Genomic DNA, 14,590 nt, shown 5'->3' on the forward strand with positions numbered 1-14,590 from the left:
GAATCAAGCCTAAATCCAAAAGATAAATGTTTACAATGGTACGGAATCGAAAAGCCTTAGGTATATGTTACCGATTTCGATTCGCACAAAATTTCACTCCATTGAGGGAGTGGAGTGGGGGAATCCACAGGGAACACCGATCCTTGCCTTTCATGGTTGGTTGGACAATGCCAATAGTTTTGCACCACTCGCAAAATATTTTAAGGACTATCGTTTTATCTCTATCGATTTTCCAGGACATGGGAAATCAAGTCACAAACCCGAAAATACCGTTTACTACTTCGCCGAATATGCACTTGAAGTTGTATCGATTGCCCAAGCATTGGGATTAGAAGATTTCATTCTTATGGCTCACTCTATGGGGGCCGCAGTCTCCACGTTAGTTGCAGGAACAAATCTTTTAAAAATCAAAAAACTTGTTTTAATCGAATCCCTTGGTCCATTAACCAATTTATCCGATTCTGCCCCAGACATTCTTACAGAAGCAATCAAACAAATTCTCCATCCAAGAAGCAAAAAAGAAACCTTCTTTCCTGATATGGAGTCTGCAGTAGGGGTTCGGATGCGAGCAGGGGATATGAAAATAGAATCCGCTGCCATTCTTATGGAACGAGGAATAGAAAAAACTCCCAAAGGGTTCAAACCAAGAAGAGATTTAAGGCTTCACTACAATTCATTTTTTCGATACACTGAAGAACAAATTGTATCATTCTGTAACCGAATTGAATGTCCAACATTACTGATCTTAGGTGATAAGTCGGGATTCCCCATAGCAGAAAAATATAAAAACAGAAAAGAAGCTGTAAAAGATTTAAAAGAAGTGATCCTACCTGGTGGACACCACTTACATATGGATTCTCCAGAAGAAGTTTCTTCGGCAGTTTTACAATTTTTAGAAAATGAAACAATTAAGGACAATGAATGAACCAACCTATAGAAAATCCTTCTAAACATGGCTATGAAATCCATCATGACACATGTTTTGGATGTGGAAAAGAAAATCCATTAGGACTCGTCGCAGATTTCACCTTTCACGATGAAACTGGGGAAGTAAACTTTACCTATAGTTTTAAAAAAATGTATAATGGTGCTCCAGGTTTTGTACATGGAGGAATTTTATCAACCGTTCTAGATGAAGCGATGGGTGGTCTTTGCTTTCATTTAGGTTATATTGTGATGACAGATACCATGAGTTTTAAATTTCACAAAGCAACACCCGTTGAAAAAGAATTACTCATCCGTGCTTGGCCCATCAAAAAAGCAAAACGCAAAGTATTATTAGAATGTGAACTCACATCACTCGATGGAGAGATTCTTTATGTAAAAGGGGAGGGCGCCTTTCATATTTTACCTCCCCGTTTTTTCTCGGATAAGTTGACCGGCGGGAAAATAGCGATTGCGAACGAATTGTTATCGGTAAATAAATTGAAACGCGCGCATCTCTTTGATAGGATAGAAACATGAAACCAAAACTTCTTTACTTACTCACCATAACCTTGGCCATACAATGTTCTGGTGCTTCCATAAAAGACGGGTCAGGCGACCAAGAGTTCGAACTAAAATTTTCCAAAGGGAAATGGATTCGAACAGAACGTTTCAAAAACTCTGGAGGTATCCGTGCGGTTGGCGAAGTAAAAGCGGAATGCGGTGGGGCCAGATGCACAGAAGACCAAGTGGCAAAGTTTGCTCCTGCAAAAATCAAGTCATTACCAAAACATGGAGCTTGGGAAGAATACATTCAATTCGAACAACCTGGCTCAACAGCAGAAAGTCCAAAATACAAATCTACTCTAGACCAAGTGGGTGAGTATATAGATGGTAAAAAAACAGGAATTTGGAAAAAGCCAGATCCTGATAGTCCACAAAAATTCCTTGCAGAAACTCCTTGGATCGATGGGAAAAAAGAAGGAATCGCTAAAACTTTCGATAAACAAGGCAATGTAACTTCAGAAACAACTTATATAGATGATAAAAAAAATGGTCCTTACTATAGAAAGAATAACAAGGGTGAGTGGGTTGAAAAAGGGTCTTTCAAAGAAAACGAGGAAGATGGCGAATGGACCTACCATTTTGTAGGTGCCGATGGAAATGGAATTAAAACAAAAGTTTCCTATAACAACGGACTGAAAAACGGACAAGAAATTAATTATTATAAAGATGGGGCAATAGAATCGCAAGGATCTTATATATCAGATGTTCGTTCTGGGATGTGGAAGATGTTTGGACAGAAAGGGAACGTTTTAGCAGAAGGAACTTATTCCAAAAAAGAGAATTCAGAAAACTTAGACATTAAGTATGAAAGAACTGGAATTTGGAAAGAATACTATGCCGACGGAAAAATATTTGGAACTGGACCTAGAAAACATACTAGAACCGGAGAATGGAAGTTCTACTATAAGAATGGGCAGATTGGGTACCAAGGCAATATGGCAAACGAAAGTATGTTAGAATCTGCTAGAGTATATGACAACACCGGAAAAATTCTTGGAGAAGGAAAATTATTCTTTTCACTAGTAAAAATCGATGAAGAAACCCAAGATCTAAAACTTAATTACAAACCAAGCATTCCTTATACTTACTTCTATCCTTCTGGGAAAAAAAGAATGGTGATTCGTTCGACTGAAGATGCCACCGAATATTCGGAAGATGGAAGAGAATTAGGAAAAGGACCTGTGGAACCTCAAGGAAGAAAGATGGGATGTTGGACCATTGGAGGCAAAACAGAATACTATATGATTGACAAACCAATGCCAAAAATGACTCCTTCACAATGCAAATAAACAAAGAACAAATTACAGAAATCTCCGATCAAGTAAAACTACTTAGATCGGAACTATCCGAATCAATCTCGGGGATGGATAATGTGATCCAGTCCCTTTTTGTAGGGCTAGTTGCCAACGGACATGTATTACTCGAAGGTATGCCAGGTCTTGCGAAAACGCTTGTTGCCAAAAACTTAGCATCGATCATTGATGCTAAGTTTTCAAGGGTCCAATTCACTCCAGACTTATTACCCGCTGACCTCACCGGCACAAATATATTTAATCCAAAGACCTCGTCATTTGAAATTCGGAAAGGGCCCATATTCACCAACGTACTGTTAGCTGATGAAATTAATAGGGCTCCGGCAAAAGTACAATCAGCTCTACTTCAATGTATGGAAGAAAGACAAGTTTCCATTGCCGATGAAACATTTGATCTTGAACCTCCTTTTTTTGTAATAGCGACTCAAAACCCCATCGATCAAGAGGGGACTTATCCACTGCCGGAAGCACAATTGGATCGTTTTTTATTCAAAGTGCTTGTCACCTATCCATCCTTTGATGATGAAGTTGCAATCTTACACCAACATGGCAATCTGGACTTCTCCAAGAAAAAAGCCAGAAAGATTATGAAACCAAAAGAAATCCAAAAAATTTCTGAAATTTCAAACCAAGTATTTGTCGAACCAAAACTTCAAAACTATATCGTAAACCTCACAAGAAACACAAGACCCCAAACCACAAGCGATAATGAATTAAAAAATTTCATACAACATGGCGTGAGTCCTAGGGCAAGTCTTGCGATGCTTAAAGTGAGCAGGATCAACGCTCTCTTGGATGGAAGAGATTTCGTTATCCCTGAAGATATCCAACGTTTTTTCTCGGAAATTGTAAAACACCGACTTCACCTAACGATTGATGCAATTAGCGAGGATATCAGCACAGATTCTATTATAAAAAGAATTCTATCTGTTACGGAAGTTCCTTAAATGTTATCTCCGGAACTAAAACGACTCCTTCAAGTTTTACAATGGGAAACTAAAAAAAAGTTTTCTTCCACTAGGCAAGGATTCTTGGCAATGCCGGAGAGGGGGAGGGGACTCGATTTTAAAGAAGTTAGGAATTATCATTTCGGGGATGATATACGTTATATTGATTGGAATGTAACATCGAGAACTGGAGAGCTCTACACTAAAGAATATCATGAAGAACGAGATGCTTCCATTATCATATTCTATGATAGGAGTGACTCAATGAGCGACTCCAAAAAAGACACTGCATTCCAAATTGCACTATTTTTATCCTTATTCCACACCAAAATGGGGAATCGGATTTTACTCGTTACTTTTTCAGGCAATAATCTATCGACAGGCAAATGGTTAAGAACAGAATCCGATGTTTTTTCAACATTTACAAGTATCACAAAACAAACTCAAGGTAACACTACTGATTATGCAGAAGCCTACCAATTTGCATTCAGACTTTATCCCAAATTTGCTGTATCTTATTGGATATCCGATTTCATAGATTTTTCAAAATACATTACTACAAGTAGAATCCATAAAGTTTGGGAACCGATCGGAGTTTGGATTCAAGATGAATTAGATACAATACAACTACCCTTTTGGCTTCGCATGTCTCAAGAGATCTCGCAAGAACAGGTCAATTTTCGCAAGCGAGAAAATACCTATCCAAAAGACCTAAAAGCAGCAAAGTCTTTCTTCGGCGTGAATTTTGTACAAATCAATCCCAATACCAAACTTTCGAACCAAATCCTACCGCTGTTCAAGATCAAAAGAAATGGCTAAATACATTGTAATCATCTTACTATCATCCGTTTCTCTATACGCTAAACCGAAAGAGATAGTATTTGAAACTAATGTTTATGTGGGGGATACGATCCACTACCAAATCGAATTCACAGAGTCTGATGAATCCAACTTAGATTTGGCGGAAGGCGAAATCTATGAAGACGACACAATGCCCTCATATAAAATTTTTGATGTTGTAAAAGAAAAAACAAAACTTAAGGCTTGTATTATTTTTTACAAACCAGGTAACTTCATCTTACCTGTTAGCTGGGATCAAAACGGCGAAAGAATTCAATCCAGGGAGACCATTAAAGTTAAATCGCAACTTCTCGGGTATGAAACCGATATCGAAGATATTGAACCTCCTATAAATTTTTCTGGACCTTATTTCTTTCGGCTCCTCCTCATCCTAGCCTTCACCGCAATCAATATTTACTTATTGTATGCTCTTTATATCTACTGGAAATCCAAACCAAAAGTAATGGATGCTATTTGGGAAAGACAGCCCATATTGGAAGAAACCACAAAAAGACTGCATTCCATTGAACTGTATTTAGGATCAGAAAGAATATACGAAAAAGAATTAGCATTCAAAATCAGTGAATACTTAAAAACAGTTTATTCCAAAAAATTAGACAAAGATTTATTAGGAAAAACAGATTCAGAATTTCTGGCAGAACTTTTTGATCGAACTCATATTGATGATTCTGTTTTACGAGAAACTAGAATTTATTTCAGAAATACGAAGTACAGTGCGAATCATATCGAAATAAAAAAAGAATCTGCGCAATCCATATGGGAAAAAATCAAAAAGGATTTTGAGTTATGAGCATGGACCAATTCCAACGGCCTTACTTACTTTTCCTTATCATCCCATTGATAATCCTTGCTGCATACCAATGGAGAAAAAAACCTTTCGGAGCCATTTTACTCATTCAATCTGATAGATATCGAAAGCCTGAAACAAATTTACCTACAAAACTAAGAAAGTTCTTTTTAAGTTTCACCGAGACATTATTTTACTTTGCTGGAATATTTCTGATCCTTGCTTCTGCTGGTCCAGGAGAAAAATACAAACTAACCCCAGACATTACCAACGGAATCGATATCATGATTGCATTAGATATTTCAGGTTCCATGGTCAATTCTTACGATTTTCTACCCAAAAATCGATTAACCGTTTCAAAGGAACTTCTGAGGGAATTCATTCAAAAGCGGTTATATGATCGAATTGGAATTGTTTTATTTGCTGGTGCTGCCTATCTGCAATCACCCCTATCCAACGATATATACGCGTTAGACGAATTGATTGCAGATACCTCCGACGAAGATATCAACGAACAAGGAACCGCCGTTGGGGATGCGTTAGTATTATCGACTTACCGACTCAAAGATTCCCAAGCCAAATCTAAAGTCATCATCTTACTTACTGATGGCGTTTCCAATACAGGAAAACTGGATCCAGAAACCGCCTCGTATGCAGCCAAAACCTTCGGAATCAAAGTCTATTGTATAGGCATTGGAAAAGAACAAGGCCAATATGAAGTTAATTATGAATCATTGGAAGCAATTTCACAAAGCACGAATGGAAGATTTTTTCGTGCAGAGTCCCCAGAAGTTTTACTAGAGGTTTTAAATGAAATCAACAGCTTGGAAACAGTAGAACTTCCTTCCAAACCCATGGAAATTCATGAAACCCATTTCCCTATTGCCTTATTTATTTTTTTCACATTACTCGGAATTGCTGGAATATTCATGATTTATCCACTAACAGAAAAACTATGATCGACCTAGACTCTATAGCTACAATTGCCATCATATCTATAGCAATTTGGATCCTCATTTTTTCTGGGAAATTATACATTAACATCAAGGCAAACCAGTTCAAAGAAGACCATAAGGGCTTAAAAAACAGAATTTATACAGCAAATTCAAAAATCTATCTTACAAGGATTATTTGTTTTCTTTTCTCACTGATATTTGCATTTTATTCGTTATTTAAAATAAAATTAACAGAAATGGAATCCACCAAAGATTTCGAATCAGCGGACATTTTGTTCGTGGTCGATGTGAGTTTATCAATGAATGCAGTCGACGTACGGCCAACTCGACTCAAAAGATTCCAAGACTTAGCATTACGTATCCTTCCAAACCTAAAAGGGAATCGACTAGGCATTGTTGTTTTTGCAGGCCAATCATTTTCCTTTTGTCCCTTAACTTCAGATATCACCGCCGTCTCCGACTACATACAAGCGCTAGGTGTTGAAATGGTTGGAGCTAAAGGTACAGATCTTGCGTTGGCCCTCGAGAGAGTGAACAAAATAAGAAAGAAAAACAACAACCTCACCTCGCAAATTACAGTTCTTGTCTCTGACGGAGAAGACCATGAAAGCCAGAACCTACCACCTATCGAAGGCGAGGTGATCATATGGGGAATAGGAACTCAAGAAGGAGGAAATATCGAATATCGCGATCCTGGAACAGGGCAGGGAGGATATGTAACGATTGACGCAGGAATCGCTACTTCTCCAACAGCACCAAATTTAGTTACTTCAAAATTAAATCCAGACAGACTAAAAACCATCGCAGAACAAAATAACGGATCCTATTATGATGTGTCATTCCAAGCAGAGGGAGCCTACGTTCTCTTAGATACCATCCAAACTGTCAAAAAAAAGAAAATCCAAACGATTGAACGTTTTAAAAACGAAGATGGAGCTCATCCTTATTTAATCGCAGCTTTTATATTTCTATTTTTAGAAAGAATCCTAAACTTAGTTTTACAAAAAACACCAAAGGGAATTTATTTACCACTTCTTTTATTCTTATCATTTGGGGTTGGGAATCTGGAAGCCTGGGAATTAGACCCAGGTGGTAATTCTATTGAAAGAGGGGTCAAATCCTACAATAATAAGAATTATAATGAAAGCCAAAAAGAATTCGAAAAAGCAAAAGAATACATTGCTGACGATCCAAGGTTATTATACAATGAATCATCAGCAGCCTACCAACTAGGGCAATACAAAGACGCAATAGAAATTGCAGAAAAAATTCTCGCACATCCTAAATCTGACAACGACCTAAAAGCAAAAACAAATTTTAATCTCGGGAACATTTACTCAAGATTAGGTGACAAAAAAAAAGCTTTAAAATCTTATACAAAAACACTCCAAATAGATCCAAATCATCTATCTGCGAAAAAAAATATCGAACATCTAACTAAGAAAAAAGAATCCGAACAAAACCAGAAACAAAAAAAGAATGATTCCAATCCAGAGAATCAGCCAAAAGAAAGAAAGGATAAAGGAAAGGAAGATAAATCTGATGCAGAGAGGATATTAGATCCATTTTCCCAAGACTCCATATTAAAAAACAAAAAAGGAGGTTCTTTCGATAATGAAAAATTTTGGTAAACTTAATCTTTTTCTTTTCTTTTGCATCATTCCTTTCCGTACGATATTTGCATCTGATGTGGAATTTCAATTTTTCCCTAACGAATTTTCTCTAGGAGAACATGCAAAACTAGAAGTGCGAGCCCATGGCGAAAAACCTTTCCGGGCTCTGCAAACCAATATAAAACAAAATGGAGTTCGTGTCCGATTTGTTGGCAGTGGAACCGAAACGCAAATCATAAATTTCAAAGTTTCTAAATCACAGATATTAAATTTTTATGTTGATACTGAATCAGAAGGGACTTTCAAACTGCCGGAAATTTCCGTAGAATACGACAACAAAACTTATTCATCTCCACCCACCCAATTTAAAGTAAGCAAAAAAAGCAAACACTCCCAAAACCAATTTTTTAATCCATTCCCTATCGAAATCGATGAGATGCCTTCTGACGAATCGCCCGAAGTATCCTTTCATACAAATAAATCTGTCTTTTATAAAGGAGAACCGATCGTCGGATATTATGTACTTTATTATAATGGATATAGACAACCTTTCCTAGAGAGAGATCCAAACCAATCCATATCATTCCCATATTTTCTATCAGAAACCTTAAGACAAGTATCCGTACAAATTGAACCCGAAGTATTAAGAAACAATAGGTTAAAAAAAACCTTAGTCTATGATAAAGAAATCTATGGATTAACGGCGATCAAATCTGGGCGATTCCAAATCGGAAAAACAAAATTCATTTCCGGCGATAGTTTGCGATTTAATTCTTTACAAGAAACAGTAAATACAACGCCAGCAACTGTGACAGTACTTAACCTTCCACCGAATCAACCAAAAGAATTTTCCGGAGCCATTGGAAATTTCAAATTAAACTTAACAAACTTTCCAAAGACCGTTCATCAAGGGGAAACAGCTTATTATGAAATTACGATCGAAGGGGAGGGGGGACACGAAGGGATCAATCCGATTCCACAGTCCGATCCGAAAAACCAACTTCTCTCACAAACGAAAAACAAAACTTTTCGCAAATTAGATTCTGGTGACTATGGATTTTACTCTGTAGTCAAATTTCTTTATGGGTACCAAATCCAATCAAAAGGAAATCATCAACTTTCACCTTACCAGTTTAGCTTTTTCTCTTTAAGAGAGAATCGATATAAAACACTTTCCATTCAATTTCCAGAAATTTCAATTCTTCCAGAAAAGAAAAGAGAACTGCAGGTTCCTCCCCAAAAATCTAACCTCCCAAATCCACCTTCCATTTTTCTTTTAGTTTTTCTTGCGGTTTTTGGTGTTTTTTCCTACTTAGGATATAAACGATATACGTTTACCAAACAATCTAGGGAATTTCTCGAAATGGTTCAGAGCTTTGGAAAAAAAAGAAATGTATTCCTCGCAGACTATTTAGAAAAAAATGGAATCTCAAAAGAGGCTTCAAACTATCTCATAAACCTTCTAGGAGATTTGGATATTCACACCATAGAAAAAACGTTTCATAATCTATCCAAACCAGAAAGAACAAAAGTCATATTAATAAAAAAACAACTAAAAATCAAGGAGTAACATATGTCAGCTGAAGAAACAGGAAAAATTAGTGTAGAAACAGAAAACATCTTTCCCATCATTAAAAAATGGCTATATTCAGAAAAAGATATTTTCTTAAGGGAATTAGTATCAAATGCAAGTGATGCTATCACAAAATTAAAGAAGATTTCCTTATCGGAAGAATTTGAAGGTGGAAACGAATACAAAATCGACCTAAACTTTGATGTAGAGAAAAGGATCCTCTCCATCGAAGATAATGGTGTGGGTATGACCACAGAAGAAGTAAAAAAATACATAAACCAAATTGCTTTCTCTGGCGCAACAGACTTCGCAAAACAATACCAAAATGCAGAAAACAAAGCTGAAATCATCGGCCATTTTGGACTCGGCTTTTACTCCTCTTTTATGGTTTCCAAAAAGGTCACAATAGAAACAAAATCTTACAAAAAAGACCAAGCTGCTGTTTTGTGGTCAAGTGAATCAGGAACTGATTTTACCATCTCACAAATAGAAAAAGAAACCAGAGGCACTAAAATCTCTTTATACCTGGACAGTGAGTCCGGCGAATACCTAGACAAATGGAAATTGAAAGAGTTAATCAAAAAGTACTGCGATTTTCTACCTGTTGGAATTTATGTACAAGATGAAAAAGCAAATCGAGAAAAACCATTGTGGTCCGAAGAACCGGCAAAGGTTTCTCAAGAAGACTACAAAGATTTTTATTCTTACCTTTTCCCATTTTCTGGTGAGTCACTTTTCCATATCCATTTGAATGTGGACTACCCGTTCCGTTTACAAGGAATTTTGTATTTTCCAAAGCTCACCCACGAGCTAGAAGCTTCAAAAAATGGGATCAAACTATTTTGTAATCATGTTTTTGTCAGTGATAATGCTAGTGAACTCATCCCCCAATTCCTTACCATTCTTAAAGGAACCATCGACATCCCAGACCTTCCCTTGAATGTTTCTAGGTCTTATTTACAAAACGATCCGTTAGTAAAAAAGATTTCAAACCATATCATCAAAAAGGTAGCCGATCGTCTCATCGAAGATTTCAAAAAGAACAGAACCAAATATGAAGAAAATTGGAATGATATATCGTTGTTTGTAAAATACGGAGTTCTCACTGACGAAAAGTTTTACGATGCAATGAAAGACTATCTAATTTTCAAAAATTCAGAAGGTGGATACTCAACAACTTCCGAATATTGGGAGAAAAACAAAGATAAGAATCAAAACAAAATCTTCTACGCCAATGAAACGGAAATGGGTTCTGTTTATATGGAACTACTTAAGTCGCAAGGACTGGAAGCACTTCTAGTTGATTCCAAAATTGATTCCCACCTTATCCAACACTTAGAAATGAAAAACCCTGATTGGAAATTCCAAAGAGTGGATTCGGAAATTGCTGACCAGATCGTAGACAAAGAAGCTGCAAAAGATTTAGTAAATGAAGAAAATAAAACAGAATCCGACAGAATTCAATCATTGTTTCAGTCTTCGTTACCGTCCGAGGGTGTGGAAGTAAAAGTAGAGGCCTTAAAATCTTTAGATGTACCGGGCGTCATCCTTTTGCCAGAGTTTATGCGACGAATGTCAGAAATGAATTCAATGTTAAACCGAGAAGACATGAAAAACATTCTGAAATCACATACACTTATGGTAAACTCGAAATCCCCGCTAGTAAAGTCCGCCTTACAAGCATTCGAAGGTGTAAATCCAGAAAAAGGAAAAAAATTAGCGAGGATCATTTATGACCTTTCTTTACTTTCGGCAAAGGTTATGGATGAAAAAGAAGTTTCGGAGTATACCAAAAGAACAACGGAATTTCTCCAAGAGATTTTTTCCACATAGCCACAAATCCACCTATAATGATTTGGCAACGATTCCTATTTTTGGAATTGTTGCCATGTGATCCAGATTTGTATAACAAGTCGCCTTAGTTCTTTACCGGTTGTAGTTGCCTATAAAAAAGGATACTTTGAAGAATTTGGTGTGAAGGTAACGCTTCACGTCAACACCCACCATAAGGCGATTATGCCATTACTAGACGCTGGTCGAGTAGAAGCGGGAGAAGTCCCTACCATCGCCTACCTACAAGATAGTTTTTTAAAAAAATCCAAACTAAAACGCATTTATAAAGGAATTTATCTCTACCACTCTCCACTCTCCTTTTATTCCCGGTTCCAATTCAAACCAGAAGATCTCACAAGAAACAAAGCGTACATTTTGCCCGTTCCGCACCAATACTCTGTGGAAAGACTCTATGCAGAAAAATTTCTAGAAGAGTATGCTCCCAAAAATCCAGTCAAGGTTCGTTATATTGATACACCAGGATTTTTAGAGGAAAAAGAATTCCTAAAGCCCTCTTGCCTTGGTCTCGTATCAGATCCATTTTCTAGCCCTTTTCTTAGGAACTTTCAAGATTTTGCCAATACACTTGAACTACCGATTTTAGAAACCAAATCCTTTTTCCCATCCACCTTACTAGCGTTTAGTGGAGACGCTGTATTAAAAACAGGAAGAGAAATCTCCGGTGTTCTTCTTGCCGTCAAAAAAGCCATCGATCTGTTACAAAACACAAACCAACTCAGTAATGGAAATCTTTGGGAAGATTTACAACTCTCTCATTTTTACCCGCACCTCCGAGTAGGGGAGACAAAAAATCTTCTGAATGCACATCCTCTCATCCAAAAAGGAATTTTTTCTTACAAGGGAGATGCAACTACACTTTATCCTCTCCTAAAAGATGTGTATTTCCGACTGATTCGTAGGGTTATCCAACCCGATGCTGTAAAAAATGCTTTTGATTTTGATGAAATCTTAGCAGCACTGGAACCTAAAAAAGTATTTGATGTGCGTAAACTTAGTAGTTTCCAAGAGCCAACAGAAACCAAACTCCATGCACCCTCTCAAATCAACTACAGAAAACTCAATGCAGTGAGACATCTAATCGTTGATGTAAATTCCGTAGTATTAGATATCCTTCAGGGCAATTATAACTCAAGACTCAACTCCGATGAAACATTACAATTAGACAACAGAGTGAAGGTTCTCGTAAACTCAATGTTAGACTCATTTAATGCAAAGTTAGAGCTCCAAAGAGAAGAAATCACTGAACTCGAAAATTTAATTTCTATTTTAGAGATCAAATTAGATAGATCTGCCGTAGATTTACAATATTCCGAAGAAAAGTATAGGTATTTGTTTGAATTTTCCAGAGAGGCCATTGCACTCGTGGATGCCGACACAGGAAGTATATTAGAAGCAAACAATCAATTCCGTTTACTAACTGGCTATACTCGAGGCGATACCACCAAAATGAATATTGAAGATATCATTTTGGGAAATCAAGTTTCTAACCAACTCCGATTTGGTTCGGACCTCTCTTCTGATACTATGTTATCTCTCCCCGATGTAGAAATCCTGGCAAAAGATGGAAGTAAACTAGATGTAGACATTAGCTTTACATCAATTCTCCTTTCACCAAAAAAACGCTACCAAGTACAATTCCGACCCAACTCTGAGAGAAAAGAACAAGAACGCTTGCAACATGAATTCATATCCAATGTAAGCCATGAACTCAGAAGTCCTATGACAAATATTAGAGGATATTTGGAATTTTTTAAATCGGACACTTCGCTACCGTTTAACACCGAACATAAAAACATGTTGGAAGTAATCGACAAAAATGCCAAACGTCTAAGTTTCTTAATCGAAAACTTATTAAAGTTAACTACATCTAGAGAAAAAGACAAAGAAGCCGAGGTGATTGAAATTTTTGACCCAGTTCCAGTCATTGAAGATGTCATTCATATGAACTCTCACCTTGCAAAAGGAAAACCAATCGAATGGAATCTTTCACTGAAAAAAGGTTTTTTCTTACGTGGCATTAAATTTGAATTTTCACAAATCATAACCAATCTCTATGTGAATGCGCTAAAGTATACATTCAAAGGAAAAATCGGAATCTCTATCCGCGAAACCAATGGCAAAATTGAAATCACTGTGGAAGATACAGGCATAGGGATTGACCCGAATTACAAAAACCAAATCTTTGATCGTTTCTTTCGAATCCCATCCTCTGATAATAAAAAAATTGGGGGGACAGGCCTTGGACTCTCCATTGTTAAATCACTAGTGGACAAAATGTCCGGCGAAATCTTTGTAGAAAGTACGATGGGTGAGGGAAGTAAATTCACAATTTTCTTGCCTAAAGTCAATATTACCGTTTAGAAGTTTTTTTCTTTTTCGGGATTTGTTTTTTCTTCGGAGCTTGTTTTGTTTTGTTTTTGGATGGGAGTTCGTTTGGTTTTAGTAAAGCCAATGCCGGCATATTCTTTTCCTCTAAATGCATTCCCGACAAAAGAAGCGACAATTCCAACATCTCTCGAGTTCCTAACAGTTGCATCATTTCTAAAGCTTGGTTCATACCCAGTTTTTTAAAAATCACAAGAGCGTTCGTGACTCCAAAAAATTTTACCAGTATCGGAAGTTCCGCAAGGCCCCGTTGTTTGATCCACTTTTTACAATCTGCTACAGAAAGTTCATTCACAAGTTGGATGACGGGTCCCACATGAATTTCATCCACCAACCAAAGGAAGTCTTTCATAGGAATTTCTTTAAGAAGAGCAATGGACTTTTCAATTCCTAAAGTTTTAAGAATTTCCACACTAGTCTCTTTACCTAAAGTTTTTGCGAGTAACCCCACGTCATGAGGAGGAATGCTCCGTGAAACAAGGGCTAAATCCGCCATAGGAAGGGAGTGAATAAAGTAAACCAAATCATCGTCATCATTCTCACGAATCATCTCCACAAGGATCTTTTCTGGAATTTGTTTTACAAGTTCAACCACCGTGTCCTCACTTAACTTCTGCGTAAGAACGATAAGCCTTTCCTTAGGAACCTTTCCGGTTAACGAAAGTAACTTTTCATAACCAAGATTCTTCAAAATCTGAAAGGATTTTTTGGGGCCAAGTTTTTCTAAATATTGATACACACTTTGGATTGTAACGAGAACTTCTTTCATTTACCCCAACTTTGGATACAAACTGTCAGAATCTTCGTAGA

Annotated in this window: 12 protein-coding genes; 11 read left to right on the forward strand and 1 reads right to left on the reverse strand. The window is 37.0% G+C overall.

The features are described 5' to 3' along the window. The first annotated feature begins 64 nt into the window (after positions 1-64). The 11 genes from JWG40_RS10795 to JWG40_RS10845 are packed head-to-tail and all read left to right on the forward strand — an operon-like array spanning position 65 to position 13,756. A complete protein-coding gene (locus JWG40_RS10795; protein ID WP_205285812.1) occupies positions 65-925 on the forward strand; it encodes an alpha/beta fold hydrolase in 861 nt (286 codons plus the stop codon). After that, complete coding sequence (locus tag JWG40_RS10800) at positions 922-1,464, forward strand: PaaI family thioesterase (protein WP_002991511.1); 543 nt, start codon at positions 922-924, stop codon at positions 1,462-1,464. The genes JWG40_RS10795 and JWG40_RS10800 overlap by 4 nt, the downstream gene beginning before the upstream one ends. After that, a complete protein-coding gene (locus tag JWG40_RS10805) occupies positions 1,461-2,780 on the forward strand; it encodes an LIC20035 family adhesin (RefSeq protein WP_205285813.1) in 1,320 nt (439 codons plus the stop codon). Before JWG40_RS10800 ends, JWG40_RS10805 begins: the two co-directional genes overlap by 4 nt. Continuing rightward, on the forward strand, positions 2,771-3,751 hold the full coding sequence (locus JWG40_RS10810) for an AAA family ATPase (RefSeq protein ID WP_205285814.1): 981 nt from the start codon (positions 2,771-2,773) through the stop codon (positions 3,749-3,751). The genes JWG40_RS10805 and JWG40_RS10810 overlap by 10 nt, the downstream gene beginning before the upstream one ends. Further along, positions 3,752-4,570 (forward strand): DUF58 domain-containing protein, encoded by an 819-nt coding sequence (locus JWG40_RS10815; RefSeq protein ID WP_205285815.1) that lies wholly within the window; start codon positions 3,752-3,754, stop codon positions 4,568-4,570. After that, entirely contained in the window at positions 4,563-5,402 is an 840-nt protein-coding gene (locus JWG40_RS10820; RefSeq protein ID WP_205285816.1) for an LB_053 family protein, read from the forward strand. The genes JWG40_RS10815 and JWG40_RS10820 overlap by 8 nt, the downstream gene beginning before the upstream one ends. 2 nt (positions 5,403-5,404) lie before the next feature. After that, on the forward strand, positions 5,405-6,358 hold the full coding sequence (batA, locus tag JWG40_RS10825) for a VWA domain-containing protein BatA (protein WP_205285943.1): 954 nt from the start codon (positions 5,405-5,407) through the stop codon (positions 6,356-6,358). After that, on the forward strand, positions 6,355-7,986 hold the full coding sequence (gene batB / locus JWG40_RS10830; RefSeq protein WP_205285817.1) for a VWA domain-containing protein BatB: 1,632 nt from the start codon (positions 6,355-6,357) through the stop codon (positions 7,984-7,986). The genes batA and batB overlap by 4 nt, the downstream gene beginning before the upstream one ends. After that, positions 7,970-9,538: a BatD family protein gene (locus tag JWG40_RS10835; protein WP_205285818.1), complete on the forward strand. Its 1,569-nt coding sequence runs from the start codon at positions 7,970-7,972 to the stop codon at positions 9,536-9,538. The genes batB and JWG40_RS10835 overlap by 17 nt, the downstream gene beginning before the upstream one ends. 3 nt (positions 9,539-9,541) lie before the next feature. Beyond that, the gene (gene htpG, locus JWG40_RS10840) at positions 9,542-11,374 is read left to right on the forward strand and encodes a molecular chaperone HtpG (RefSeq protein WP_205285819.1); all 1,833 of its coding nucleotides are present in this window, start codon (positions 9,542-9,544) and stop codon (positions 11,372-11,374) included. 57 nt (positions 11,375-11,431) lie between these two features. Next, entirely contained in the window at positions 11,432-13,756 is a 2,325-nt protein-coding gene (locus JWG40_RS10845; RefSeq protein ID WP_205285820.1) for an ATP-binding protein, read from the forward strand. Here JWG40_RS10845 and JWG40_RS10850 read toward each other — a convergent pair. Then, complete coding sequence (locus JWG40_RS10850) at positions 13,746-14,549, reverse strand: magnesium transporter (RefSeq protein ID WP_205285821.1); 804 nt, start codon at positions 14,547-14,549, stop codon at positions 13,746-13,748. The genes JWG40_RS10845 and JWG40_RS10850 overlap by 11 nt on opposite strands. Between the last annotated feature and the right edge of the window lie 41 nt (positions 14,550-14,590).

Source organism: Leptospira abararensis (assembly GCF_016918735.1).
GTDB lineage: Bacteria > Spirochaetota > Leptospiria > Leptospirales > Leptospiraceae > Leptospira_A > Leptospira_A abararensis.